Origin of the sequence: Burkholderia sp. E168m15 (assembly GCF_016586105.1) — a bacterium.
Lineage (GTDB): Bacteria > Pseudomonadota > Gammaproteobacteria > Burkholderiales > Burkholderiaceae > Burkholderia > Burkholderia orbicola.
The window spans coordinates 1-26,030 of the sequence record NZ_BCPO01000024.1 but is presented as its reverse complement, the minus strand read 5'-3'; the positions used below and the strand labels follow the sequence as shown (position 1 = coordinate 26,030).

Here is a 26,030-nt window from a genome sequence, read left to right as displayed (position 1 = left end):
ATCCGACGCAAACCGCTACAACGCATTTCTTATCCAGCTCCGTCAGGCCGCGCTAAGCAGCTCTCACGACGCAGCACGCGCGCTTATATCGGCTTGACGTCACGTCCGTAGTTGTCCTCAAAGCGCACGATGTCATCCTCGCTCAAATAGGCGCCCGATTGAACCTCGATCAGTTCAAGCGGGATCTTGCCCGGGTTCTCCAGCCGATGCTTCGCACCGAGCGGAATATAGGTCGACTGATTTTCCGTCAACAGCAACTCGCGCCCGTCGTTCATCACTCGCGCCGTGCCGCGTACGACAATCCAGTGCTCGGCGCGATGATGATGCATCTGCAGACTAAGGGACGATCCGGGGTTCACGATGATTCGTTTCACCTGGAATCGCTCGCCGTGATCGATGCTTTCGTAAGTACCCCATGGACGCACAACCTTGCGATGCGTCACGGATTCGTGCCGGCCCGACGCATTCAAGCGCTCGACAATCGTCTTCACGCGCTCGGTCTGGCTCCGATGAGCAACGAGTACCGCGTCCGCCGTTTCAACGACGATCGTGTCCTTCAGCCCGATGGCGGCAACCATCCGATGGTCCGCCCGGATATAGCTGCCCGTCACGTCTTCTGCCATCACATCGCCCGACAATGCATTGCCGTCGGTGTCTTTCTCGGTGATGTCGGCGAGCGCAGACCACGAGCCGATATCGCTCCAGCCCATGCCCGATGCAACAACCATCGCCGCGCGGCTCGTCTTTTCCATCACGGCATAATCGATGGAGATATCGGGACACGGGGCAAACGCTTGCGCGTCCAAACGTATGAAGTCCTCATCCCGCCGGGCCTGCGCAACCGCTTGCTCGATATTTTCCAGTACCGTCGGGGTATAGCGGGCCAAATCTTCCAGATAGGCCGACGCCTTGAGCATGAACATGCCGCTGTTCCAGTAATACCCGCCTTGGTCCAGGAAGCGCCCCGCCGTTTCGGCATCGGGCTTCTCCGTGAATCCGTCGACGCGGTACGCTCGACCGATTTCGTCCAGCGCAGCGCCACTGCGGATATAACCGTAGCCGGTATGAGGGCTCGTCGGCTCGATTCCGAAAGTCACGAGATACCCTTCTCGCGCGATATCGGCTGCCGACGATGCGAGCTCCGAAAACACGGCAGTGTCAAGAATGACGTGGTCCGACGGCAAGACCATCAGCAATGCATCCGGCGAGCGCTCGATAGCGATCAGCGCGGCGGCCGCAACCGCCGGCGCCGTATTGCGCTTCATCGGCTCCAGAACGATAGCCTGCGGTTTGACACCGATGCCCTGCAACTGGTCGGCGACCAGAAAGCGCTGATCCTGGTTTGCGACGACAATCGGCTCGGCCACGTCCGCCATGCCGGCCAGTCGGCGTACCGTTTGCTGGACGAGTGTGTGCTTCCCCGTCAGCCGCAAGTACTGCTTCGGATATCCGCCGCGCGACATGGGCCACAAGCGGGTGCCGCTCCCTCCGCACAAAACGACAGGATAGATGTTCACGTCAACTCCATTCTCTCCGGTGCTTCCTCAATGATCTGTTCGACAGTTCACTTCGTGCACCACTGCCATCAGTTTTCGCAAGACACCTAAGCAAGCGGTGCCACTCTGGGGGGCCACGCGAGACTGAAATCCTCACGATCGAGGGTAAGGTTCGGGCTGTAACACGGATCGTCCAGCAACATCTGGCCCCAACGCCCCATCATGTACGCGGTTTCACGCTGGAATCGCAGTTGGTTGGATGGATCGGTTTCCGGGCCGCGTGTCGCTGACTCGTGGTGATACAGCTCGGCAAATGGCGTCCATACGTTCCGGTAGCCCGCCTCGCGGACGCGCAAGCAGAAATCGACATCGTTGTAGGCCACGGCCAGATTTTTTTCGTCCAGCCCCTCGACTTCCCGGTAGATAGACGTGCGCACCAGCATGCATGCAGCCGTCACCGCAGAGAATGCGCTGACGAGACCGGCACGCCCGAAGTACCCACGCGTCGTCCGCGGAACGTGCTTATGCGCATTGCCAGCGACGCCCACGATTCCCAACACAAGACCTGCATGCTGCACGGTGTCGTTCGGATACAGCAATTTTGCACCGACTGCCCCCACTCCGGGCTGCAGCGCCAGGCCGACCATGTCGGACAACCAGTCAGGAGAAATGACTTCGACGTCGTTGTTGAGCAAACAAACAAACTCGCCGTTGGCAGCCGCTACCGCAGCGTTGTTCAGCGCCGAGTAATTGAACGGTCGATCGTCCCTCAAGACCCGAATTCTAGGATCCTGAACGAGAGACTCCAAATAAAGCAGTGCTTCCGCGTCATCCGAGCCGTTGTCAACGATCAGGATCTCGTAATTTTCGTAAATCGTACGCGCGAGAATGCTACCGATGCATTGACGCATCAGGTGCACTGCATTCCGGGTCGGAATAATCAGCGTAATGAGCGGCAGCTGGGCCGGCAGTGCATGCCGAACGCGATAGCCATATCCGATGTATTCGGCATGCGCTGCAGCCTTCAGCCGACCGAAATGCTCGTTGATGGACTTTTCGCCAACCAGCGCCGCATAGGGCTTGGCTTCAACGCCGCTTGACGTGCTGGTCGAATGAATACGCCAGTGATACAGCACACGAGGAATATGACAAATGGCGCTCGCGTCGACGCGCTCGATGCAACGCAGTGCGAGATCGTAGTCCTGCGACCCTTCATAGCCGATGCGAAACCCGCCGACCTCGTCCAGCAGTGCTTTCTCGTAGACCCCGAGGTGGCTGAACATATTGTGCGAATGAAACAGCTCGGGGTTCCACTGGCATTTGAAATACGGATCCCTACGTTTGCCGGCCTCGTCGATCTTGTCCTCATCCGAATAAATCAGACGAATTGACGGATTTCGCTCGATCGTATCCGCCACGCAGTACAGCGCATGCTCCGGCAAAAGATCGTCGTGATCCAGCAAGGCAACCCACTCCCCGGTTACCAGACCGAGCGCGCTGTTCGATGCAGCGGAAATATGGCCGTTCGTTTCGCGGAATACCACCTTGATCCGCGAGTCCAATGCGGCATAACGCTCGAGTAGCGGACGAATCGCCGGGTTCGGCGAGCGATCGTCGGCGATGCACAGTTCCCAATGAGGATAGAGCTGGCTCCGCACCGATTCAATCGCTTCCGCCAGCCATTCGGGACGCGGATTGTAGACCGGCATCACGACCGAAATCAGCGGTGCTTTTGCAAGCTCGCTGATGCGACGCGCGATTGCCTCGCGCATTGCGTCGTCGATCCGATCGTGTCGACTTATCCAGTTCGCGTAATCCTCAGGATCGATCGCCCCAGGTGCTCCGGCCATCATCCACGTCAGCTTGCGTCTGACGCCGCCCCAACCTTCACGCCGATAGACGGCATAGCCCTGCCGCAACAGGGCGCCAAGATTCCTGCCACCGGTGATCCGGCCTACGAGCGAACTGATTTTTGACAATGTCATCTGGATAACGGCGAGACTCAGGCTACTGCCGCCTCGTACTGCGACACGACCTCATCGGCCGGGCCGAATGCGCGAATCCGGCCCCGCTCCATCCACAGCGCCTTGTTGCAGACCTTGCGGATTTCGCTGTTGGAATGCATGGCTAGGACGACAATCTCGGCACGACTATGCAGATCCGCCAAGCGCGCCTCCGCCTTGTGCATGAACGATGCGTCGCCCACGCCCATCACTTCGTCGAGCAACAGGATTTCCGCATCGACTGCGGTGGACACGGCGAATGCAAGGCGAACCCGCATGCCGCTGGAATAGGTACGAATCGGCAAATCAAGATAGTCTCCGAGTTCACAGAACTCAGCGATATCCTGTTGTTTCTTGCGGATTTCGGCGTCGGACATCCCGAGTAGCAGACCCCTCAGACGAATATTCTGCATACCGGTGGAATTTTCATCCATGCCGAGGCTGATATCCAGCAACGGTACGGCCTTGCCGCTGCGCGACACGGTGCCGGCTGTCGGCGGGTAAATGCCCGCCATCACACGCAACAGCGTCGACTTTCCCGCGCCGTTGTGCCCGATCAGTCCAATGCGATCGCCACGCTCGAAGCGAACGTTGACGTCGTCAAGCGCGCGCACGACGATTACGCCATCACTGCCCTCGGCAATGCGATTGCGTCGTCCCATGCGCATGACCTGCTTCTTCAGCGAGCGTCCCTGCACGTCATAGATCGGCAAATCGAGCGTCACGTTCTTCAAATCGATATAGGCCACGACGTGCTCCTCAAACCCAGTACGGGATACGTTTCACATAACGACCGGTCAGCCACAACGCGACAATCCAGCCTGCCACGGCCATACCGGCCGTGACCCCCCATGTCAGCGCACTCGGCGCCTGCCCGATCAGCGGACCACGTACGACATCGATCAGATAGGCAAGCGGATTCCACTCGACGATGAAGGTATAGCGGTTCAATGCGTTGGGACGAAAGATAATCGGCGTCACGTAGAACGCCACCTGCAGCAATGCCGAAATGATCTGGGGAAGATCGCGAAAGCGTGCAGACAGCAAACCAACCGTCATCGCAATCCAGAGAATGTTCAGGATGTACAGCAGCAGGCCGGGGATAAACAATGGCAGAGTTTCCCAGCTCTTCACACCGAACACCGCGAGGAGCACGACGATGATCACGGCGTTGTGAGTCATCACAATCAGGTTTCGCCACACCACCTGCAGCATGTAGATCAGCTTTGGGGTTGCCATTTGCCTGATGTATGACGCGCTGTTGATATAGGCAACGCTACCGTCCTGAATCGTCTGCGAAAGCAGCCCCCACATCACAAGACTCGCTGCCAGGAACGGCAGATACGCGTGCATGTCTTGGCCGAAAAGCGTACCGTAGACGACGCCCAACGACCCGATCATGACGCCCATGCTGATCGTCAGCCAGAACGGGCCGACCCGCGAGCGCGCATAGCGCTGCCGGATTTCCAGCCAGCCTAGCAGCGTCCATAACCGCCAGGACACGATGCTTTGTTTAAGGTCTGCAATTGCGACAGTGAGCATGCGATTCTTCAACAATAAGTAGTTAGACGACAAATCCTGGAACCTGCCGTAATCGATGGATTACAGCTCCCCCGAGCGCCCGGTCAGTCCATGCCAGATGCCGAGCAATGAGAGCCGCAGGTGCGCCACGCGAGGCTGCATGAACAACGCGTAGATCGCAAGCCGGACCGGCATCTTGACCAGTTCGGTCGACTTCCAGCTCCAGGGTACGTAGGAACGCCGGATCAGCGCGATCGCGTTGCGGAACAGATAGTAGTGCCGAACCGCGCTGTGCCCCGGGTAACTCCGCCCGAACACCTTCACCGGCTCGCCGCCCAGTTCATGCTTCAACCGCAACGCCGGCGCGCCGAGCACCGAATACCCCTTCGAGCGCGCGCGGACACACCATTCGAGGTCGACGAAGTCGATGAACAGCGAATCGTCCATCGGGCCGATGTCGCGCCATACAGCCAGATTCACGCACGATCCCGACGTAATCAGAAAGTCGACCTCGACCGGTTGCACACCGTCCGGCTGAACCCGGCGCAGCTTCACGTACCCGAAGCGGACGAACGGCGCGACGCCGCCCAATCGCGCATCCTCGTACGCGGGGCCGACGAGCGCCACGCGACGATTACGCATGCGCTCGGCCGCCATTGTCCGAGGCAGTTCGACCAGCAATTCGTCTGACGGCTCGCTATCCTGATCGAACAGCAATACCGACGTACAGTTCGCCGCGGCCAGCCGTTCGATGCCCTGGTTGAGCGCCGTCGCGATGCCAAGATTGGCGCCGTTCGCGACATAGTCGATACGCGCGTCGAGCCCGAGCGCTTCCGGCGCACTGATGCTCTCCGTGTTATCCACCACCACGCATGGCCATACTTTGGCGAGCCGGTTCGCACGGACTACGCAACCGCTATCCGGCCGGTAGAACACAATCACGACACCGGTCTGCTCCTGAACCCCGGAATTCTGATTCAAGTTACTCACTCAGGCACAGCTTCAGCGCATCGGCCCAGTCCGGCAACCGCAACCCGAATGCTTCGGTCAGCTTGTCGTGCGACAGCCGCGAATTGGACGGGCGCTTGGCGGGAACCGGGTAGTCGCTCGCCGGAATCGGCAACACCTTCGGCGCATGCTCGCCCATCGCCTGGGCGAAGATTGCCTCGGCAAACCCGTGCCACGACGTGGCGCCCGCGGACGTGAAGTGATAGACGCCGGAACGCCGCGCCCACCAGTCCGCGTCATCGGCCGCCAATGCCTGCGCGACGATGTGCGCGGTGGCGGTGGCGATCGTCTTCGACCATGTCGGGGCGCCAACCTGATCCGCGACGACACGCAACTCAGGACGCTCGCTCCCGAGCTTCAGCATCGTCAGCAGGAAGTTCTTGCCGCGGCGGCCGTACACCCAGCTCGTCCGCAGGATCAAGTGTGCGCAACCTGTCGCCGCGATGGCCTGCTCGCCCTCCAGCTTGGTCAGCCCATAGACGTTCTGCGGGTTGGTCGCGTCCGTTTCGACATAGGCACCCTCTTTGGTGCCGTCGAACACATAGTCGGTTGAGTAATGAACCAGCGCTGCACCGAGGCGCGCCGCCTCCTCTGCGAAAGCACGCGGGACTTCGACATTCAGCCGGCGCGCGGCGTCGACGTCCGCCTCGGCCTTGTCGACGGCCGTGTACGCGGCCGGGTTCACGATGATCGACGGCTTCAGCTCGCGCACGACGCTGCGCACCCGATCGAGGTCGGACAGGTCGAGCATCGAGCGGTCGCATGCGACCACGCGGCCGAGTCCTTGCAGCGAGCGCAGCAGTTCGAACCCGACCTGACCATTCACACCCGTCACGAGAATCGTCGGCTCAGGAGTCACACCCACCTCACGCATAAACTTCGGCTTCGCTCAAACGCTTGCCGGCCGCATCCTTCGCCGCCAGCAGCGGCTCGAAATCGATCGGCCACTTGATCCCGATCTCCGGGTCGTTCCACACGATGCTGCGCTCGTGTTCGGGGAACCAGTAGTCGGTCGTCTTGTAAAGGAACTGCGCGGCCTCCGACAGCACGACGAACCCGTGCGCGAAACCGGGCGGCACCCACAGTTGCCGATGGTTGTCGTTCGACAGCACCACACCCACCCACTTGCCGAAGTTGGGCGAATCCTTGCGAATGTCGACGGCGACGTCGAACACTTCGCCCTCGACCACGCGAACGAGCTTGCCCTGCGCGTGCTGGATCTGATAGTGCAGGCCGCGCAGCACGCCCTTCGACGAGCGCGAATGGTTGTCCTGCACGAATTCGACGCCGGGTGCGACCTGCTCGGCGAATTCCTTCCCGTTGAAGCTTTCGTAGAAGAACCCGCGCGCGTCCCCGAACACCTTCGGCTCGATGATCTTGACTTCGGGCAGCGCCGTTGCCGTTACTTGGATGGCCATGCGACTTGATCCGTAAGAATGTTCTTGAGGTACTGACCATATGCGTTCTTCGCGAGCGGCTGGGCGAGCTTCAGCACTTGTTCCGCGTCGATCCAGTTGCGGCGATACGCGATCTCTTCCGGGCATGCGACCACGAGACCTTGCCGCTTCTGCAGCGTCGCGATGAAACTGGCCGCCTCGATCAGCGAATCGTGCGTGCCGGTGTCGAGCCACGCATAGCCGCGCCCCATGATCTCGACGTTCAGCGCACCGCTGTCGAGATAGCGCGAGTTGACGTCGGTGATTTCGAGCTCGCCGCGCGGCGACGGCTTGATGTCGGCCGCGATGTCGCACACCTGGTTGTCGTAGAAGTACAGGCCCGTCACCGCGTAGTTCGAACGCGGCTTCGCGGGCTTCTCCTCGATCGATAGCGCGCGGAACGACTTGTCGAATTCGACGACGCCGTAACGTTCCGGGTCGTGCACGTGATACGCGAACACGGTCGCGCCCGTTTCCTGCGCATGCGCGCGCTCGAGCTGCTTCGCGAGGTCGTGACCGTAGAAGATATTGTCGCCGAGGATCAGCGCCGACGGATCGTTGCCGACGAACTCCTTGCCGATGATGAACGCCTGCGCGAGACCGTCGGGCGACGGCTGCACCGCGTACTGGATGTTCATCCCCCACTGGCTGCCGTCGCCGAGCATCGACTCGAAGCGCGGCGTGTCCTGCGGCGTCGAGATGATCAACACGTCGCGAATGCCCGCGATCATCAACGTCGACAGCGGGTAGTAGATCATCGGCTTGTCGTACACCGGCAGCAGCTGCTTCGAGACGACGTGCGTGATCGGATACAGCCGGGTACCGGAACCGCCGGCGAGAATGATGCCTTTACGTGCCATCGCTTCTCTCCTCAAGTGCGTTTCGCGTAGTTCGTCTCGACCCACTTGCGGTACTCGCCCGATGCGACCTCATCGGCCCACACCTGGTTGTCGAGATACCAGTCGACCGTCTTTGCCAGGCCGGTCTCGAACGTTTCCGCGGGCTTCCAGCCGAGTTCGCGTTCGAGCTTGCGCGCATCGATCGCGTAGCGGCGATCGTGGCCGGGCCGGTCGGTCACATAGGTGATCTGGTCACGGTACGAACCCGCGGCCTTCGGGCGCGCCTTGTCGAGCAGGTCGCACAGCGTATGCACGACTTCGAGGTTCTTCTTCTCGTTCCAGCCTCCGACGTTGTACGTCTCGCCCGGTACGCCGCGCGCGAGCACTTCGCGGATCGCGCTGCAGTGGTCGCCGACGTACAGCCAGTCGCGCACGTTCTGGCCGTCGCCATACACCGGCAGCGGCTTGCCCGCGAGCGCGTTCGCGATCATCAGAGGGATCAGCTTTTCCGGGAACTGGTACGGGCCGTAGTTGTTCGAACAGTTCGTCGTCAGTACCGGCAGACCATACGTATGGTGATACGCACGCACTAGGTGGTCGGAGCCCGCCTTCGTCGCGGAATACGGGCTGTTCGGCGCGTACGGCGTCGTCTCCGAGAATTGCGGGTCGGTAGCCGACAGCGAACCGAACACCTCGTCGGTCGACACGTGCAGGAAGCGGAACGCGGCCTTGTCGGCGTCGTTCAGGCCGTTCCAGTACTGACGGGTGGCCTCGAGCAGCGTGAACGTGCCGACGACGTTGGTCTGCACGAAGTCCGCGGGACCGTGGATCGAGCGATCGACGTGGCTTTCCGCGGCGAAGTGCAGCACTGCGCGGGGTTTGTGCTCGGCCAGGAGCGCGTCAAGTGCGTCACGGTCGCAGATATCGACGCGCGCAAACACGTGCTTCGGGTTTCCGTCCAGCGACTGCAGCGTGCGCAGGTTCCCTGCGTACGTCAGCTTGTCAACGTTGAGCACGGCTTCGTCGGATGCGCGCAGCCAGTCGAGTACAAAATTGGCACCGATAAAACCCGCGCCGCCCGTAACCAGGATCATGAGGCTCCCTCAAATAACGTGCGGCAGACGCCATCAGGCGCCTGCCACATCAGATTCACAAATGCTAGTAGCTTGTGATTGCCACGTCCAACCGGGAATTTTAACCGGTCGACATGGCCTCCAAAGTCATGAAATGCTAATTTTGTTGGGGAAAGCGACAATTATAGGTAGCCGCCCCCTGCAAAAGCCATGCCGCTAACAACTTGATACAGCGCTTCGAACCCTTTCCGGGCGTGAAATTTCTTGCCAAATCAACGCACGGTTGCGGAACATAAATTGCGCAGTGGCCCATTGACCAGATAATTTTTTCGACATTCTCGATACTCGCAAAATTCGCTGCCCCATGACCCTCCCCCCCATCGCCATCGGCGACATCCAAGGCTGTCATTCCGCTTTCCAGTCGCTGCTCGACAAGCTCTCGCCCTCCGCCGACACGCCCTTCTGGATCGCCGGCGACGTCGTCAACCGCGGCCCGGGCTCCCTCGCCGCGCTGCGTGCGATCGTCGACCTCGGCTCGCGCGCGACCGTCGTGCTCGGCAACCACGACCTCCACCTGCTCGCGGTCTCGGCCGGGCTGCGCACCGAGCGTCCGGGCGACACGATCGGCGAAATCCTCGACGCGCCCGACGCCGACGCGCTGCTCGACTGGGTCCGCCATCGCCCGTTCGTGCATGTCGAAGACGAAAAGCTGCTCGTGCACGCCGGCGTGTTGCCGCAATGGGACGCCACGCTCGCGCTCGAACTCGCCGACGAACTACAGCGCGCGCTGCGTGCCCCCGACTGGCGCGACACGCTGCAAGGCCTGTACGGCAACGAGCCGAATCAATGGGCGCCGAACCTGAAAAAACGAGACCGGATGCGCGTCGCATTCAACGCGTTCACGCGCCTGCGCTTCTGCACGCCCGACGGCGCAATGGAGTTCAAGGCAAATGGCGGCCCGGACAGCGCGCCGCCCGGCTACCTGCCGTGGTTCGACGTGCCGGGGCGCCGCACCGAGGACGTGACGGTCGTGTTCGGGCACTGGGCCGCGCTCGGCCTGATGTTGCGCGACAACGTCGTCGCGCTCGATTCAGGTTGCGTATGGGGAAATCAGTTGTCGGCCGTGCGGCTCACGGCCGACCCTGCGCAGCGCACGGTCACGCAGGTGCAGTGCGAAGCGTGCCGTTCGCCGGGCGGCGAATGACGGCACGCTGATTCGCCCGCCCCCGGCCGACCGCGCATCAGCCCTCGCGCCCCGGCACCGGCGCATCGGCTGCCGCGTCGCCCGTCGCACCGGCGCCGAGCTCGGTCGCCGGATACGCATGCTTCTGCAACTCGGCGAGCGACTCGGCCGTCGGCTTGCCGACCTTCTCCTGCAGCGTCGCCAGTGCGGCCGCGATCGCGTCGCGCGCCGCCGCGGACGTCGCCCGCCGGTCACCGCCCGGCGCGATCGGTTCGCACACGTACAGATGCGCGACGAGCGGGCCGCCGCGCAACACCATGTCGAGCGACGTGCCGAGCGACAGATCGCCCGTGTAGGCCGGCGCGACCGACTGCCGCCCGTGCGCGTCCTCGTACATCAGGCAGATCGGCTGCACCGCGCAGCCGGCCGATACCGCGGCCTGGAACAGGTTCGCATGGAACGGCAGCAGTTCCTGACCGTCGGACGTCGTCCCTTCCGGAAACACGCACATCAGCCCGCCGGTGCGCAGGCGCTCGGCCATCTCGTGCATGATCCGCATCGCCTCGGTACGCTTCTCGCGCTGCAGGAACACGGTGTCGAGCTTCTCGGCGAGCCAGCCGACGACCGGCCACTGCCGCACCTCGGCCTTCGACACGAACGGCGTCGGCCGCCACGCGTTGACCGCATAGATGTCGAGCCACGACACGTGGTTGCCCACGACGAGCGCGCTCGCGTTGAGCCGCGCGCCGTCGTTGTGGACGACGAGGCGCATCCCGCAGATCCGCAGCAGCTTGAGCGACCAGCGGCGTATCAGCTCGGCGCGGCGCGCGGGCGTGACGTGCGAAAAACGCAGCGCGACGATCACCATGCCACGCAACAGGTGAAAGGCGAGACGCAGCTTGCGAAAGGCGATCATGGCGAAGGTTCCGCGTGGTTCAGTGGCGCTCGAACGCGACCTGTCCGGCCACGAGCGTGGTACGCACGGCGGCCGGCAGTTCGTAGCCGAGGAACGGCGAATTGTGGCCCTGGCTCTTCAGCGCACGCGGCTCGACGCGCCAGTGCGCGCGCGGATCGAACACGCACAGATCGGCCGCGCCGCCTTCGGCGAGGCGCCCGGCCGGCAGTTGCAGCACGTCGGCCGGCGCGGACGTGATGCGGCGCAGCGCCCGCGCGAGCGGCGTGCGCGTCTCGTCCGCCCACTTCAGCGTCAGCGACAGCAGCAATTCGAGCCCCGTCGCGCCCGGCGTCGCTTCACCGAACGGCAGCAGCTTCTCGTCGTCGTCGACCGGCGTGTGATCCGAGCAGATCGCGTCGATCGTGCCGTCGGCGAGCGCCGCGCGAATCGCTTCGCGATCGCGCTCGCTGCGCAGCGGCGGATCGAGCCGGAACTGCGAGTCGAAGTAGCCAATGTCGACGTCGATCAGGTGGACGTGGTTCACGCCGACGTCGCAGGTGACGGGCAGCCCTTCCGCCTTCGCCGCGCGCACGAGCGCGAGCCCGGCCGCCGACGACAGCCGCGCGAGGTGCACCCGTGCGCCCGTCACGCGCATCAGTTCGAAAATCGTGTGGAGTGCGATCGTCTCGGCCGCGACCGGCACGCCGGACAGCCCGAGCCGCGACGCGAGCGCGCCGCTCGCGGCCACGCCGCCGCGGCCGATGAACGCGTCGAGCGGACGCAGCCACGTCGTGTAGCCGTAGGTGCTCGCGTACTGCAGCGCGCGCAGCAGCACCTGCGTGTCGCGCACCGGCACGTTGGCATGCGTGAAACCGACGCAGCCGGATTCGGTCAGCGCGACCATCTCGGTGATCACCTCGCCCTTGAGGCCGACCGTCAGCGCGCCAAGGGGATGCACGTTCGCCTGGCGAAGATTGCGTGCGCGGAACTTGAGCATTTCGACGAGGCCCGGCTCGTCGAGCACGGGATCGGTGTCCGGCGGGCACACGAGGGTCGTGACGCCGCCCGCGACGGCCGCGGCCATCTCGGACGCGAGCGTCGCCTTGTGTTCGTAGCCCGGCTCGCGCAGCCGCGCGCACAGGTCGACGAGGCCGGGCGCGACGATCAGGCCCGACGCGTCGATCGTCTGGTCCGCGTTGAAACCGACGGGCGCGCTGCCCAGCGCGGCGATCTTGCCGTCCGCGACGAATACGTCGGCCTGCCCTTCGGTGCTGGCGACCGGGTCGATCAGCGTGCCGCCTTTGATATGAATCTTCATGCGCTGTCTGTGAATGCGTTGATTGCGTTGAATGCCTGAACGAGGGGGCGCGAAAGCGGGCTCAGTCGCTATTGCCGGCGACGATGCCCATCACCGCCATCCGCACCGCGATGCCGAACGTGACCTGGTTGAGGATCACCGATTGCGGACCGTCGGCGACCTGCGAATCGATCTCGACGCCGCGGTTCATCGGCCCCGGATGCATCACGATCGCGTCGGGCGCGGCGAGCGCGAGGCGCTCGGGCGTCAGGCCCCACGTCTTGAAGTACTCCTGCGCGGACGGCAGCAGCGCGCCGCTCATCCGTTCGTTCTGCAGACGCAGCATGATGATCACGTCGACGCCCTTCAGCCCCTCGTCGAGGTTGTGGAACACTTTCACGCCCATCTGCTCGAGACCGCCCGGCAGCAGCGTGCGCGGGCCGATCGCACGCACTTCCGGCACGCCGAGCGTGGTGAGCGCGTGGATGTCGGAGCGCGCGACGCGCGAATGCAGGATGTCGCCGACGATCGCCACGCGCAGCTTCGTGAAGTCGCGCTTGTAGTGACGGATCGTGTACATGTCGAGCAAGCCCTGCGTCGGGTGCGCATGACGGCCGTCGCCGGCGTTGATCACGTGCACGTGCGGCGCGCAGTGCTCGGCGATCAGGTACGGCGCGCCGCTCGACGCGTGGCGCACGACGAACAGGTCGGCATGCATCGCCGACAGGTTGTTGATCGTGTCGAGCAGCGATTCGCCCTTGCTCGTCGACGACGCGTTGATGTTCAGGTTCAGCACGTCGGCCGACAGGCGCGTCGCGGCAATCTCGAAGGTCGTGCGGGTGCGCGTCGAGTTCTCGAAGAACAGGTTGAACACGGACTTGCCGCGCAGCAGCGGCACCTTCTTCACTTCACGGTCCGTCACGCTGACGAACTGCTCGGCGGTATCGAGGATGTGATTGACGATCGAGCGCGGCAGGCCCTCGATCGACAGCAGGTGCTTCAGCTCGCCGTTTTTCGTGAGCTGCGGGTTGCCCTTCAGGAAACCGTAGCGAAACCGGTCGGGGCTCGCGGCCGCCGCGGGATTGCCGGTGCGGCCAGTGGTGTCGGTGGTCATGGTGTGCGTGATTCCAACTATGCAAACGGGCCGCGGTGCAAACCAGCGGCCCGGGATACGGTTCGCGTGTCGTTCAGGCGCCGTGCGACTCGCTCTGGGCCTCGAGACGCAGCGTGAACCGCGCCTCGTCGCGCGCGAGCACGAGCGTCGCGTCGGCCGGCACGTCGAGCGTGCCGCCCGCGAAGCGCGCGGCGACCGGCAGCTCGCGGCCGCCGCGATCGGCGAGCACTGCGAGCTCGACCGCGGCCGGACGGCCGTAGTCGAACAGCTCGTTGAGCGCCGCGCGCACGGTGCGCCCGGTGTACAGCACGTCGTCGACGAGCACGATGCGCGCGCCGTCGATCTCGAACGGCAGCGACGTCGGGCTCGCCTGGCTGTGCAGCCCCTTCTTCGCGTAGTCGTCGCGATGCAGCGCGACGTTGACGACGCCGAACGCCGGTGCGCCGAGATCGCGTGCGAGGCGCTCGGCGAGCCACGCACCGCCGCTGTAAATGCCGGCGAGCCGCGGGCCGCCCGGTTCGGCGAACGCCGTGCCGTACGCGGCGCGGATCTGGTCGAGCAGGACGCGGTAAAGCGCCTCGGCGTCAATGGTGCTCATGGTCGGACAATTGATCGAGATACTGTTGAAGAATGACGCGCGCGGCTTCGGCATCGAGCATGTCGGTGCGAGCGCGGCCGCGCACGTTGCGCTCGCGCAGCCCGGCTTCCGCCTCGACCGACGAATAGCGCTCGTCGACCCACGTGACGGGCAGCCCGAAGCGGCCGTTCAGCTGGTTGCCGAAACGCTTCGCCTGCTGCGTCATGTCGTGCGGCGTGCCGTCCGGATGCATCGGCAGGCCCACGACGAGCGCATCCGGCCGCCATTCGGCCAGCAGGTCGCCGACCGCCTTGAAGCGGTGCTCGCGGTTCAGGTTCTGGATCACGACGAGCGCACGGGCCGAGCGCGTCAGCGCGTTGCCGATCGCGACGCCGATCCGTTTTTCGCCGTAGTCGAACGCCAGGAGCGTCGCATCGCGCGCGCTCGCGCCACTCATGCGTGCCCTGCCTCGCCGGACAGCATCGACGAGCTGACGCCGAGCAGGCCGAGCGCGGCTTCGAAGCGCTCTTCGGCCGGCGTGTCGAACACGATGCGCGGATCGGCGGCGACGGTCAGCCAGCCGTTGCGGGCAATTTCTTCCTCGAGCTGCCCGGCGCCCCAGCCTGCATGGCCGAGCGTGAGCAGGAAGCGCTTCGGGCCGGTGCCCGTCGCGACCGCCTCGAGCACGTCCTTCGACGTCGTCATCTCGAGCCCGCCGTCGACGGACATCGACGAGTTGTAGCTCGCGCCCTCGACCGGCTCGTGCAGCACGAAGCCGCGCTCGGTCTGGACCGGACCGCCGAAGTACACCGGAATGTGCAGCAGCGGCTCGATGTCGAGCTTCAGGTCGATGCGGTTGAACAGCGATTCGAGATCGATGTCGGTCGGACGATTGATGACGAGGCCGAGCGCACCGCGCTCGCTGTGATCGCAAAGATAGACCACCGTTCCCGAGAACGTCGGATCGGCCATGTTCGGCATGGCGATCAGGAACTGGTTGGTGAGATTGATGCGATCGGAAGGCTTTGACATGGTTTGAATTTTAGCAAAGACGCCGCGACCTGACCGGGCCGCGATCAACAAGCAACGCCGCGCCACGCTGGCAACGGCGCGCGCGGATCACACGGCACTCTAACACGCGCGCGGGCGCTGTCGGCAGCGTGTTGCAGGCCCGCGCGGCAAGGGCCGCCGTCGTGTGTCCGTCCCCTTGTTCGTCAGGTCCGGCCGAGCGCCGTGCCGAGCGCTTCGGACGCCGCAGTAAGATCCGGCGGCGCGACGCCGGCCGCGATCTTCAGAAGCGCCGCGCGCAGCATGTCGGACGCGTGGCGGTGCGCATCGAGGCCGCCGTCGGCAAGCGGCACGCCGTGCGCCGCGCGACGCCATGCCAGACCGAGCGTGTCGGCCAGCAGCGCCGCGTGACCGAGCCCGAGCGCGCACGCGGCCGTGCCGACCCGGTAGGCGGCGGCGGACGCATGCCACGCGGCGCCCGGGTCGGCCGCGGCCGGGTTGGCCGCAAGGTCGGCCATCGATGCATCGGCAGTCTGCAGGAAATCCTCATAGGCATGCGCGTTGACGGTCACGACGCCGAGCGCGCGGGTCGGCGCGGCGGTGACCGCCTCGTGCTCGGCCCGCGCGGCATCGGCCTCCCACAAGGCTTCGGAGGCTGGCGTGCCGGCCACGTGCCAGTCGACCGTCAACCCGTAGTCGTGCAGCACGTCGACGAGCGCGACGTCCTCGGCCGCGGCGCCGAACAGCGCGAAATCGCGCCACAGCAGCGCCACCGTCTCGCGCACCAGTTCGGGCGGCGCGCTGCGCCGGCCCTGCGCGTGTTCGCCGAGCAGCAGGTTGGTCCGCGCGAGAAAGCGCTTCAGCTCGGGCGCGCCGCTTGCGCGCAGCGCGCGCACGCACGCGGCCGCGAGCCGCCAGAAATCGTACGGCCCGTCGTCGGTGAGCGCGGCCAGCATCGCGTCGAGTTCGTCGAGCGCCGCGCCCGGCGCGCCGGGCTCGGCACGCAGCACGCCGAGCAGCGCCTGCTCGTAGCGGGCACGAATCCGGATCGCGAATGCATCGGGCAGCGCGCGCAGCGTGGCAGGCGGCACCGCGCGGCCGACCAGCGCGAGCGCATCGAGCGGCGCGCTCGTGCGCAGGTCGGCGGCGCTTTGCGCGCGCAACGCACGGAAATGCTCGAAGAGAATGGGCGAGCACGCAAGCTCGCGCAGGTTGTGGCGGCCGACGGCCGCACGGAAATCGCGCAGCGCGGCACGCCAGCCGGCCGAGGTCGGCTCGGTGGCGAGGAGCGGCACGGTGGCCGACAGTTGTCCGGCGAAACGCGCGGCCGGCAGCCAGCCGGCTTCCGCGAGCACCGCCGCGGCCGCGGCAAGCGGCGCCGCTGCATCGTCGCGCCGCTCGAATGCGTCGGCGGCCGCCGCCAGCCATGCGTCGGCCGCACGCACGGCCCCGCCACGCGGGTTGGGCAATGCGTCAGGGTGGGGAACGTTCGCCGGATCGGACGTCATGGACACGCGCGCCTGTCATCGTCAAGTCGCTCGCGCGAACCGCGGCGCGCGAACGCCGGGCCGGTGCGAGGCCTGAGCGGAGTGCCCGTGGGCGACGGGCCCGGTCAGATCTGGACCATCTCGAAGTCTTCCTTGCGGGCGCCGCATTCGGGACACGTCCAGTTGATCGGGACGTCTTCCCAGCGCGTGCCCGGGGCAATGCCCTCTTCCGGCAGCCCGGCTTCTTCGTCGTAAATCCAGCCACAAATCAGGCACATCCAGCTCTTGTATTCCATCTTAAGCCGCGTCGGGGAAAAGTCGGTAAATTCGGGAGCCATGATGGTACCGTGTCGGGGCCGGACTGCCTAGCAATCGCGCTGGAGGACGGCGCCTACGTTGCGCTGCGCTAAAAAATCCGTCGTACCGGCCGGATTCCACCGCATAATGGTTGAAAAGTGCGGCCTGCCGGGCAACACAGGGCCGAACCCGCCCATTCGCCTCGCCGTCCGCATGTCCGTCGCTCGTCCGTTTTTCTCTTGCCCCATTTTTACATGTCCAGCAACGCCCCTCCGATCGTCCTCACCTTCGGCCTGTCCGATCCCACCGGCGGCTCCGGCCTCCAAGCCGATCTGATGACCCTGGCGAGCATGGGCTGTCACGGCGTGTCCGTCCTGACCGGCTATACCGTGCGCGACTCGGCCGCCTGCGATGAAGTCACCGGCCTCGACCCCGATGTCGTCGCTGCGCAGGCGCGCATGCTGCTCGAAGACATGCCGGTTGCCGCGTTCAAGATCGGCGCGGCGACGCGCGCGGAAGTCGTCAGCGCGATCGCCGAAGTCGTCGCCGACTACGACGGCGTGCCGCTCGTGCTCGCGCCGGACTTCACGCTCGACGACGAACACGTGCTCGCCGCCGACGACCTGCGCGAATCGATCGCCGACCTGCTGGCGCCGCAAACCACGTTGCTGGTCGCCGACCACGCGACGCTGATCGCGCTCGCGCAGCCGGACGGCGATGCCGAGGCGCCGAATCTCGACGCGGCCGTGTCGCACCTGCTGTCGCAGGGCTGCGAATACATCCTGTCGTCGGAAACCGGTTCGCACCGGCTCGTCAATACGCTGTACGGCGAGGAAGGCCAGCTTCGCGAAGACATGTGGGATCGCTCGCCGCACCGGCTGATGGGCATCACCGATACGCTCGGCGCGGCCATCGCGGCGCTGCTCGCGAACGGCCAGGAGCCGCCCGAAGCCGTGCGCGAGGCGCAGGAATACCTGTACCAGGCCGTGCGCGACGCGTTCCGGCCCGGCATGGGCGCGTACCTGCCCGATCGGTTCTTCTGGGCGCGCAGCAATGACGACTCCGACACGCCGCCGGCCGTGAAGGCCGATCTGGTGCCGAGGACGTCGCATCGGCATTGAGTTGCGCGCGGCGGGCAGGTCCCGCCGCCGCGAACGGCATGCCGAATTCCACGTGCAAATAAAAAAAGACCCGCATCGCTGCGGGTCTTTTCTTTTGGCTGGAACGCGCATCGCTGCGCGCTCCGGACACCATCGACCGAAGTCGATTACATGTCCATGCCCATGCCGCCCATGCCGCCCGGCATGCCGCCCGGCATCGGTGCGTCTTCCTTCGGCAGTTCTGCGACAGCTGCGTCCGTCGTCAGCAGCAGGCCAGCAACCGAAGCTGCGTTCTGCAGTGCGGTGCGCGTGACCTTGGTCGGGTCGACGACGCCGGCTTCAACCATGTCGACGTACTCGCCCGTTGCTGCGTTGTAGCCGTAGTTGCCCTTGCCTGCAGCAACTGCCGCCACCACGACGCTGGCTTCTTCGCCGCCGTTCGTGACGATCTGGCGCAGCGGCTCTTCCATTGCGCGCAGCACGATCTTGATGCCGGCGTTCTGGTCGGCGTTCGCGCCGGTCAGGCCTGCGATCGCGGTACGAGCGCGGATCAGCGCGACGCCGCCGCCTGCCACGATGCCTTCTTCCACAGCTGCGCGGGTTGCGTGCAGTGCGTCTTCGACACGTGCCTTCTTTTCCTTCATTTCGACTTCGGTCGCAGCACCGACCTTGATCACTGCAACGCCGCCTGCCAGCTTGGCCACGCGCTCTTGCAGCTTTTCACGGTCGTAGTCCGACGTCGCTTCTTCGATTTGCGCGCGCACTTGCTTCACGCGTGCTTCGATGTTCACGGCTTCGCCTGCGCCGTCGATGATCGTCGTGTTTTCCTTGCCCACTTCGATACGCTTCGCCTGGCCCAGTTCTGCCAGCGTTGCCTTCTCGAGCGTCAGGCCGGTTTCTTCCGCGACGACTTGACCGCCGGTCAGGATCGCGATGTCTTCCAGCATCGCCTTGCGACGATCGCCGAAGCCCGGCGCCTTGACCGCAACGGTCTTCAGGATGCCGCGGATGTTGTTGACGACCAGCGTCGCGAGTGCTTCGCCTTCGACGTCTTCTGCGATGATCAGCAGCGGACGGCCAGCCTTCGCGACTTGCTCGAGCACCGGCAGCAGATCACGGATGTTCGACACCTTCTTGTCGTGCAGCAGCACGAACGGGTTGTCGAGGACGGCGACTTGCTTGTCCGGGTTGTTGATGAAGTACGGCGACAGGTAGCCGCGGTCGAACTGCATGCCTTCGACGACGTCGAGCTCGTCGGCCAGCGACTTGCCGTCTTCGACGGTGATCACGCCTTCCTTGCCGACCTTGTCCATCGCTTCAGCGATGCGATCGCCGATCGACGAATCGCTGTTCGCCGAGATCGAGCCGACCTGTGCGATTTCCTTGTTGGTCGTGCACGGCTTGCTGATCTTCTTCAGCTCTTCGACAGCCGCTGCGACTGCCTTGTCGATGCCGCGCTTCAGGTCCATCGGGTTCATGCCCGATGCGACGTACTTCATGCCTTCGCGAACGATCGATTGCGCGAGGACGGTTGCCGTCGTCGTGCCGTCGCCTGCGTTGTCGCTGGTCTTGGAAGCGACTTCCTTGACCATTTGCGCGCCCATGTTCTGGAGCTTGTCCTTCAGCTCGATTTCCTTCGCGACCGACACACCGTCCTTGGTGACCGTCGGGCCGCCGAAGCTGCGCTCGAGCACGACGTTGCGGCCCTTCGGACCCAGCGTGACCTTGACTGCGTTGGCGAGAATGTTCACGCCTTCGACCATCTTCGAACGGGCGGAATCGCCGAATACGACGTCTTTAGCTGCCATCTTCTAACTCCTTGAATTCTTGGGAATATGTACCGTCGGAGGACGCTTACTTGGCGTTGACCACGGCCATGATGTCTTCTTCGCGCATGACCAGCAGTTCCTGGCCGTCGACCTTCACGGTCTGACCTGCGTACTTGCCGAACAGGACACGATCGCCGACCTTCACGTCGAGTGCGATCGGTGCGCCCTTGTCGTCGCGCTTGCCCGGGCCGACCGCGAGGATCTCGCCTTGATCCGGCTTTTCAGCAGCAGCTTCGGGGATCACGATGCCCGAGGCGGTCTTGGTTTCCTGATCCAGGCGCTTGACGATCACGCGATCGTGCAAAGGACGAAGGTTCATATTCACTCCTCTCTTGACTGAGATTGAAGAACGCTTAGGGAATCTGCCCGGCTTATCGCCCGGCAGAGAATTGTTAGCACTCTCGTGCAGCGAGTGCTAATTATATGGACGGGTTTTGACAAATTCAAGAAGGGGAACCAGAGGAATTTTTGGGGCGGCGACGCGGCGGGAAAACCCACGAAAACAACCAAAAACCCTTTCAAAACAAATCCATGACGTACGCAACCGCCCCGGCGGAAGGGCTCGAGCGGCCCGCGCCTGTCATCCAGCCCCGTTTGGACACCGGGTAAGCCCGGAGTTCCTGAGACCGATGACATCGCATCGAAAAAACCGTGCGGACGCCGATTTCGTCTGCCGCGACGTGCTCGTTCGCCGGCGTCGCCGGGCCGCTTCACGCGTCGGCGCAGTCCGCGTCCGTCAGCGGCCGGAAGATCCGGCCCTCCGTCTCGACGGTCGTGGCCAGCCGCCGGGCGAGGCCCTTCGCGCCTTCGCGCATCACGACGTCGTGATTCCATCGGAACAGCGGCCGTGCCAGCGGCTCCAGCCAGTTCATCCAGCCATGCGTGCGGATGTGCCAGTCGTAGCGCACGACGGTGCGCGCGCCGGCGGCGGCGAACGACCAGCGTCCGTCGCCCTCGATCGCGCCGCTCGCACGACCTTCGAGCGCATGCGGCCGCTCGACGCGCCGCACGCGCATGTCGAAGGTCAGCCGGTACGGCAGCGCGCCCTTCCATGTATACCGGTGCAAGGCGCCGACGCCGCGCGCGTCGCCCGGCTCGAGCTCGACGGTACGCACGGCGCCCTTCCACCAGTCGGGCCAGCGGTCGACCTGATAGATCGCATCCCAGACCGCCGCGAGCGACGCATCCACCCGCCAGGTCGTCGAAAACCGGTATTCCGCCATGCAGCCTCCGGCATGCGCGTTCGGGAACGCGGATCGGCGCGCCGTCAGGGCGCGAAGAAACGCTCGGGAAACGCGACGTCGATCTCCACGTCGTCGAGCGTCACGGTTTCGAGCGGCACGTCGTCATCGTCGGCGTAGCTCACCACTTTCAGTGGAAAACCATCCGCGGCGTCGAGCCACAACCGGTAACGATGCACGCCGTCGACCGCGTGCGCGGGCGCGCCCGTGACCAGCACGCGCTGCGCGGTCCGGCCGCCGACGGCTTCCTCGCCTTCGATCACCGTCGCGCCGCCCTGCTGCAGCGCATGCACGTTGCGCAGCAGTTCGCCGACGTCCGAGCGGTCGACCCGGTGGCCGGCGCGGTCGCGCACGAGCGGATTGGACGGCGACAGCGTCAGCGCGGGCGGCGCATGCGTGCCGAACGGGCGCAGCCGCACCTTGCCGTCCCCGGGATCGTACGCGAGCACCGCGCCACGATGCGGCGACACGAAATCCATCCGGACGAAGCCCGGCTTCAGGTACGCGTAGCGGATTTCGGTGCGCTCGCCGTCGCGCGCCGACGAGCGGATCGTCGCGCGGTACGAGCGGACGTGGTCGAAATGCGACTGCGCGACGGTCACGGGATCGGCTGTCATGCTCGCTCCTATCAGGCTCGCGGCCAGCAACGCGGCGATCACGGCGCTGCCTCGACATCGAGTACGCCTTCCATCCCGCGCTCGCGATGGCTGCGGAAAAACAGCAGCCGGTGCGTGCAATAGTAGGCGAACCGGCCCGGCTGCTGCGGCGTGAAACGAAACGTTCTCGGCGTGGTGCCGAGCTCGGTATGCACCGCGATGCCCGCCTGCGGCGGCGCGTCGATCTCGAAGCTGTGCGGCACCACGCCGGGCTCGGCCGATACGGTCAGCTCGACCGGCACGTGCGCGCGGACGATCACGTGGTTCGGCCGGAAGAAATAGCTGCCGCCGACGATCGTCACGCGCTGCACGCCATCGGCATCGACCGGCACGCGCACGGGTGCATCGCCCTGCGCTTGCGCAAGCATCGTGCCCGCGACGACCGCCGTCAGCACCACCCCCTTCATCATCGCCGTCTTCATCGCCTGCTCCCCGCGGGCACCGCACGTCATCCCTTCCACGCGTCGGTCGGCCCGCCCAGCGCGCCGCATGCGTCGATCGCGAGTTCGCGCAGACGCCGTTCGTCGCCACGGCCGGACAGCGCATAACCCATGCCGCGATCCGACCAGAAATACGTGTATCGACCGTCGGCCGACATCGCCCGCGGCGCGAGGCGACGCGCATCGTATGCGGTCATGTACAGCGTCACGCGCGCGCCGTCCGCGCGCTGGTACATGAGCTGCGCGGCCGGCCCCGCGTCGCCGGGCAGCAATCGACCGCCCAGCAGCGCGTAACCGTATTCGTCGAGCGACGGCGCGCGCACCGGCCGGCCAATCCGCGCCGACAGCCACGCGGCGAGACGCTTGGGATCGGCCGCACCGACTTCCACCGGATGCTCGTGGTCGGCGGCGTACACGGCGTACGCGACATCCGCGCGCGTGGCGAACGCCGGTTCGCGGCCGAACGCCACCCAGCCCGCATGCAGCGCGACACCGATCAGCAGCCCGGCCGCCAGCCCGGCGAACGCGTGGGCGACGGCGCGCCAGCGCGGCGCGCGGCGCTGCACGAACAACGCGGGCGCGGCGGCCGGCAACGGGAACAGTGCTTTCAGCGCATCGCGCTGAGCACGGTAATGGGCGAATCGTTCGGCTTCCTGCGGATCGGACTGCAGGCGCTCGAGCATCTCGCGCCGCTCGTGCCCGGACAGTTCGCCGTCCAGCAGCGCGGACAGCAGTTGCGCCGACGCATCGTCGTCCTGCTGATTCGAAGGCTTGCGCGGATCGTCCATCATGGCTTCCCGATCACCCGTAACGTGGCCGTGCCGTGCGGCGACGGCGCGTCCGACAGCAACGCGCGCATCTGCGCACGCGCCCGCGCGAGCCGCGACATCACCGTGCCGACCGGCACGCCGAGCACTTGCGCGGCATCGCGATAGCTCAACTCCTCGAGCGCGACCAGCAGCAGCACCTCGCGCTGCTCGACCGGCAGCCGGTACAGCGCGCGCTGCACGTCGCGCAACTCCAGGCCGCCGACCTCGCCGGCGGGGGCAGCCATCGTCTGCCACGGCGCCGTCGCGTCGTCGACCGCGATCTCGTGCCGCGCGCGCAACTGATCGATGAAGCGGTGCCGCAACAGCGTCAGCAACCACGCGCGCAGGTTGCCGCCGTCGCGCGGCGGCCGGTTCAGCGCACGCTCGAGCGTGTCCTGCACAAGATCGTCGGCCCACGCGCGCTCGCCCGTCAGCGCACGCGCATAGCGCGTGAGATGCGGAAGCCACACCAGCAGGTCCGACTCATAGCTCATCGGGATGCCTCGCGCGTCGCCGCGCGGTCACGGCCGTGCGACGTGCCACATGCCGCCGATTCCGTCGCCGCCCGCGTCGCCGGCCTTGTGGTCCATCTTCCAGCGATACAGCGGGCGGCCGCGGTACGCCCACTGCTTTTTGCCGTCGTCGCGGGCGACGAGGCTCAGCGCCCCCGACGCCTTGTCGTACGCGTCGGCGAGCGCGGGCGGCCAGTTGGCTGCGCACGTGCCGTCGCACATGCTCTTGCCCGGCGCATCGCGATCGAACACGTACAACGTCATGTGCGCTTCGTCGACCAGTTTCCCGTCGCCGACCTGTGGCGGTTCCGCGGCCGCCGGCCGCACGATCGCCGCCGTCAGCGCGGTGGCGAAGAGCATCCGTTTCATTCCCGTTCTCCTTGACGTCGTGTCGCGACACGGTGCCGCCGGACGGGACGATCGGCTGCGTCGCGATCATTATCCCGCCGGCCGGCGGTGCCGGAACTCGGTATGTAAACGGACAGGGATGGCCGGTTATTCCATGCCACGCCGCGACGCGCGGCGGCGATCATTCATGCGACGAAAGCGAGCGGAAGCCTGAAATAACAACGCGGCATGACATCGCTGTCATGCCGCGTTGCGCGACCCCTGTTGCAGGGGCCGTATCGCGCGAGCGTCTCGCACGACGGCCGATACGGCGCCGTCGTGCGGGTTCGGCCGGTTACCTCGGCAGTGCGCCGGTCAGCGACTGAAGCAGTGTCGTCACCGGTGCGAGCGGGTTGTTCGCCGAGCCGTTGCCCGAATGCGGCGTCACCGACAGGCCCGGCGCGGAACCGATCACCGTGCCCACCGACGTGCCGGCCGCATTGACGACCGTCGCCGTCGAGTTGGCGCCCGTCGTCAGCAGCGAACCGACCGCGCCGGCCGTACCGCCGGCCGCATTCGCGCCCGCGCCGAGCAGGCTGCCGCCCGCCGCTGCCGTCGAACCGGCCGCCCCCGACAGCGCGCCGGCCGCCTGGCCGAGCGCCGCCGGACCGGACCCGAGTGCGCCCGTCACCGAACCGAGCGCACCGGTCAGTGCGCCGGCCGGGTTGCCGCCGGCCGGGTTGCCGCCGCCCGTCAGGCCGCTCACGAGGTTCGTGATCGGGGCGATCGGGCTATTGCCGGCCGCACCGGACAGTGTGCCAACCACCTGGTTGACGACGCCTTGCACCGGCGCCAGCGGATTGGAGCCGCCGAGGTTGCCGAGGGCACCCGTCACCGAGTTCAGCGCGCCCGTCAGTGCACCGGCCGGATTGCCGCTGCCGAGCGTACCGACGACCTGGTTCACGACGCCCTGCACCGGCGCCAGCGGGCTCGTGCCGCCCAGCGCGCCGAGCGCACCGGCCACCGAGCCGACCGCGTTGCCGAGGGCGCCCGTGGCCGTCCCGACCACGTTGCTCAGCGTGCCGGCCGGGTTGCTGCCGCCGAGCGTGCCGACGACCTGGTTGACGACGCCTTGCACCGGCGCCAGCGGGTTCGTGCCGCCGAGGTTGCCGAGCGCGCCCGTCACCGAACCGAGTGCGCCGGTCAGCGCGCCGGCCGGATTGCCGCCCGGCAGGGCGTTCTGCAAACCGTTGACGAGGTTCGTGATCGGCGTGATCGGGCTGCCGCCGCCTGCACCCGACAGCGTGCCGACGACCTGGTTCACGACGCCCTGCACCGGCGCCAGCGGGTTCGCGCCGCTGAGCGCGCCCGTCACCGAGTTCAGTGCGTTCGTCAGCGCACCCGCAGGATCGCCGTTGCCGAGCGTGCCGGCGAGTTGCGTGACGACGCCTTGCACCGGCGCGAGCGGGCTGCCTGCACCGCCGACGTTGCCCAGCGTGCCAGTGATCGTGTTGACCGCGTTGCTCAGTGCGCCGGTCGGGTTGCCGCTGCCGAGCGTGCCCGTGACCTGGTTCACGATGTTCTGGATCGGGGTGATCGGGTTCGCGCCGCCGCCGAGGTTGCCCAGGGCGCCGGTTACGGTGCCGAGGGCGCCGGTCAGTGCGCCAGCGGGGTTGCCACCGCCGATGCCGCCCAATGCGCCCGTCACCGTGCCGAGGGCGCCGGTCAATGCGCCGGCCGGGTTACCGCCGCCAACACCGCCCAATGCGCCTGTCACCGTGCCGAGCGCGCCGGTCAATGCGCCGGTCGGATTACCGCCGCCAACACCGCCCAATGCGCCCGTCACCGTGCCGAGGGCGCCAGTCAAGGCGCCGGTCGGATT

General features: G+C 65.8%; 28 protein-coding genes. 2 read left to right on the top strand and 26 right to left on the bottom strand.

Features of this window, described 5'->3' with window-relative positions; genetic code table 11:
* Nucleotides 1–83 precede the first annotated feature (83 nt).
* The 9 genes from JMF86_RS04035 to rfbB all read right to left on the bottom strand — a co-directional run bounded on the left by JMF86_RS04035 (nucleotide 84) and on the right by rfbB (nucleotide 9,397).
* Nucleotides 84–1,517: a mannose-1-phosphate guanylyltransferase/mannose-6-phosphate isomerase gene (locus JMF86_RS04035; protein ID WP_054927452.1), complete on the bottom strand. Its 1,434-nt coding sequence runs from the start codon at nucleotides 1,515–1,517 to the stop codon at nucleotides 84–86.
* Nucleotides 1,518–1,603: 86 nt separating this feature from the next.
* Nucleotides 1,604–3,481, bottom strand: coding sequence for a glycosyltransferase family 2 protein (locus JMF86_RS04030; RefSeq protein ID WP_054927451.1), 1,878 nt, complete (start codon nucleotides 3,479–3,481; stop codon nucleotides 1,604–1,606).
* Nucleotides 3,482–3,498: 17 nt separating this feature from the next.
* Complete coding sequence (locus JMF86_RS04025) at nucleotides 3,499–4,248, bottom strand: ABC transporter ATP-binding protein (RefSeq protein ID WP_012328033.1); 750 nt, start codon at nucleotides 4,246–4,248, stop codon at nucleotides 3,499–3,501.
* Nucleotides 4,249–4,258: 10 nt separating this feature from the next.
* On the bottom strand, nucleotides 4,259–5,041 hold the full coding sequence (locus JMF86_RS04020; RefSeq protein WP_054927450.1) for an ABC transporter permease: 783 nt from the start codon (nucleotides 5,039–5,041) through the stop codon (nucleotides 4,259–4,261).
* A gap of 60 nt (nucleotides 5,042–5,101) precedes the next feature.
* Nucleotides 5,102–6,001 carry a glycosyltransferase family 2 protein gene (locus tag JMF86_RS04015; RefSeq protein WP_233631921.1) on the bottom strand — a complete coding sequence of 300 codons (900 nt, stop codon included), beginning with the start codon at nucleotides 5,999–6,001 and terminating at the stop codon, nucleotides 5,102–5,104.
* Between the two features lies 1 nt (nucleotide 6,002).
* Complete coding sequence (gene rfbD, locus JMF86_RS04010) at nucleotides 6,003–6,902, bottom strand: dTDP-4-dehydrorhamnose reductase (protein WP_054927448.1); 900 nt, start codon at nucleotides 6,900–6,902, stop codon at nucleotides 6,003–6,005.
* Nucleotides 6,895–7,446, bottom strand: coding sequence for a dTDP-4-dehydrorhamnose 3,5-epimerase (rfbC, locus tag JMF86_RS04005; RefSeq protein ID WP_175809002.1), 552 nt, complete (start codon nucleotides 7,444–7,446; stop codon nucleotides 6,895–6,897). Before rfbC ends, rfbD begins: the two co-directional genes overlap by 8 nt.
* Nucleotides 7,431–8,324, bottom strand: coding sequence for a glucose-1-phosphate thymidylyltransferase RfbA (gene rfbA / locus JMF86_RS04000; RefSeq protein WP_011694186.1), 894 nt, complete (start codon nucleotides 8,322–8,324; stop codon nucleotides 7,431–7,433). The genes rfbC and rfbA overlap by 16 nt, the downstream gene beginning before the upstream one ends.
* Nucleotides 8,325–8,335: 11 nt before the next feature.
* Nucleotides 8,336–9,397 carry a dTDP-glucose 4,6-dehydratase gene (rfbB, locus tag JMF86_RS03995; protein ID WP_012328028.1) on the bottom strand — a complete coding sequence of 354 codons (1,062 nt, stop codon included), beginning with the start codon at nucleotides 9,395–9,397 and terminating at the stop codon, nucleotides 8,336–8,338.
* A 343-nt stretch (nucleotides 9,398–9,740) separates the two neighbouring features.
* On the opposite strand from rfbB, the gene JMF86_RS03990 reads away from it, so the two are divergent.
* Nucleotides 9,741–10,580 carry a symmetrical bis(5'-nucleosyl)-tetraphosphatase gene (locus JMF86_RS03990; RefSeq protein WP_175809001.1) on the top strand — a complete coding sequence of 280 codons (840 nt, stop codon included), beginning with the start codon at nucleotides 9,741–9,743 and terminating at the stop codon, nucleotides 10,578–10,580.
* A gap of 37 nt (nucleotides 10,581–10,617) precedes the next feature.
* Here JMF86_RS03990 and JMF86_RS03985 read toward each other — a convergent pair whose 3' ends face one another.
* The 8 genes from JMF86_RS03985 to JMF86_RS03950 form a co-directional block, all read right to left on the bottom strand.
* Nucleotides 10,618–11,475, bottom strand: coding sequence for a 1-acyl-sn-glycerol-3-phosphate acyltransferase (locus JMF86_RS03985; protein ID WP_175809000.1), 858 nt, complete (start codon nucleotides 11,473–11,475; stop codon nucleotides 10,618–10,620).
* 19 nt (nucleotides 11,476–11,494) lie between these two features.
* A complete protein-coding gene (locus JMF86_RS03980; RefSeq protein WP_175808999.1) occupies nucleotides 11,495–12,772 on the bottom strand; it encodes a dihydroorotase in 1,278 nt (425 codons plus the stop codon).
* A 61-nt stretch (nucleotides 12,773–12,833) separates the two neighbouring features.
* Nucleotides 12,834–13,865 carry an aspartate carbamoyltransferase catalytic subunit gene (locus JMF86_RS03975; protein ID WP_006476735.1) on the bottom strand — a complete coding sequence of 344 codons (1,032 nt, stop codon included), beginning with the start codon at nucleotides 13,863–13,865 and terminating at the stop codon, nucleotides 12,834–12,836.
* A 73-nt stretch (nucleotides 13,866–13,938) separates the two neighbouring features.
* Entirely contained in the window at nucleotides 13,939–14,463 is a 525-nt protein-coding gene (pyrR, locus tag JMF86_RS03970) for a bifunctional pyr operon transcriptional regulator/uracil phosphoribosyltransferase PyrR (protein WP_125380786.1), read from the bottom strand.
* Nucleotides 14,450–14,899: a Holliday junction resolvase RuvX gene (ruvX, locus tag JMF86_RS03965; protein WP_006476737.1), complete on the bottom strand. Its 450-nt coding sequence runs from the start codon at nucleotides 14,897–14,899 to the stop codon at nucleotides 14,450–14,452. Before ruvX ends, pyrR begins: the two co-directional genes overlap by 14 nt.
* The gene (locus JMF86_RS03960; RefSeq protein ID WP_011544736.1) at nucleotides 14,896–15,474 is read right to left on the bottom strand and encodes a YqgE/AlgH family protein; all 579 of its coding nucleotides are present in this window, start codon (nucleotides 15,472–15,474) and stop codon (nucleotides 14,896–14,898) included. Before JMF86_RS03960 ends, ruvX begins: the two co-directional genes overlap by 4 nt.
* A gap of 182 nt (nucleotides 15,475–15,656) precedes the next feature.
* Nucleotides 15,657–16,958 carry a hypothetical protein gene (locus tag JMF86_RS03955; protein WP_125380787.1) on the bottom strand — a complete coding sequence of 434 codons (1,302 nt, stop codon included), beginning with the start codon at nucleotides 16,956–16,958 and terminating at the stop codon, nucleotides 15,657–15,659.
* Between the two features lie 104 nt (nucleotides 16,959–17,062).
* Entirely contained in the window at nucleotides 17,063–17,233 is a 171-nt protein-coding gene (locus JMF86_RS03950; RefSeq protein ID WP_004186709.1) for a rubredoxin, read from the bottom strand.
* A gap of 255 nt (nucleotides 17,234–17,488) precedes the next feature.
* Here JMF86_RS03950 and JMF86_RS03945 point away from each other — a divergent pair, with 255 nt between their 5' ends.
* Nucleotides 17,489–18,355, top strand: a complete 867-nt coding sequence (locus JMF86_RS03945) for a hydroxymethylpyrimidine/phosphomethylpyrimidine kinase (RefSeq protein ID WP_054927441.1) — start codon at nucleotides 17,489–17,491, stop codon at nucleotides 18,353–18,355.
* 146 nt (nucleotides 18,356–18,501) lie between these two features.
* On the opposite strand, the gene groL is transcribed toward JMF86_RS03945, so the two are convergent.
* The 9 genes from groL to JMF86_RS03900 form a co-directional block, all read right to left on the bottom strand.
* On the bottom strand, nucleotides 18,502–20,142 hold the full coding sequence (groL, locus tag JMF86_RS03940) for a chaperonin GroEL (protein ID WP_006476740.1): 1,641 nt from the start codon (nucleotides 20,140–20,142) through the stop codon (nucleotides 18,502–18,504).
* 46 nt (nucleotides 20,143–20,188) lie between these two features.
* A complete protein-coding gene (locus tag JMF86_RS03935; RefSeq protein ID WP_011544732.1) occupies nucleotides 20,189–20,482 on the bottom strand; it encodes a co-chaperone GroES in 294 nt (97 codons plus the stop codon).
* A 391-nt stretch (nucleotides 20,483–20,873) separates the two neighbouring features.
* Nucleotides 20,874–21,386 carry an SRPBCC family protein gene (locus JMF86_RS03930; protein ID WP_201316762.1) on the bottom strand — a complete coding sequence of 171 codons (513 nt, stop codon included), beginning with the start codon at nucleotides 21,384–21,386 and terminating at the stop codon, nucleotides 20,874–20,876.
* A 44-nt stretch (nucleotides 21,387–21,430) separates the two neighbouring features.
* Nucleotides 21,431–22,063, bottom strand: a complete 633-nt coding sequence (locus JMF86_RS03925) for a sigma-E factor regulatory protein RseB domain-containing protein (protein WP_041489164.1) — start codon at nucleotides 22,061–22,063, stop codon at nucleotides 21,431–21,433.
* Nucleotides 22,060–22,482 (bottom strand): quinol oxidase, encoded by a 423-nt coding sequence (locus JMF86_RS03920; RefSeq protein WP_201316761.1) that lies wholly within the window; start codon nucleotides 22,480–22,482, stop codon nucleotides 22,060–22,062. Before JMF86_RS03920 ends, JMF86_RS03925 begins: the two co-directional genes overlap by 4 nt.
* Before the next feature lie 26 nt (nucleotides 22,483–22,508).
* Nucleotides 22,509–23,291: an anti-sigma factor gene (locus JMF86_RS03915; RefSeq protein ID WP_027807803.1), complete on the bottom strand. Its 783-nt coding sequence runs from the start codon at nucleotides 23,289–23,291 to the stop codon at nucleotides 22,509–22,511.
* Complete coding sequence (locus JMF86_RS03910) at nucleotides 23,288–23,803, bottom strand: sigma-70 family RNA polymerase sigma factor (RefSeq protein ID WP_006476746.1); 516 nt, start codon at nucleotides 23,801–23,803, stop codon at nucleotides 23,288–23,290. Before JMF86_RS03910 ends, JMF86_RS03915 begins: the two co-directional genes overlap by 4 nt.
* A gap of 27 nt (nucleotides 23,804–23,830) precedes the next feature.
* Nucleotides 23,831–24,190: a hypothetical protein gene (locus JMF86_RS03905; RefSeq protein WP_006476747.1), complete on the bottom strand. Its 360-nt coding sequence runs from the start codon at nucleotides 24,188–24,190 to the stop codon at nucleotides 23,831–23,833.
* A gap of 313 nt (nucleotides 24,191–24,503) precedes the next feature.
* The coding region (locus JMF86_RS03900; RefSeq protein ID WP_374039634.1) for a beta strand repeat-containing protein at nucleotides 24,504–26,030 on the bottom strand (1,527 nt) is incomplete at its 5' end.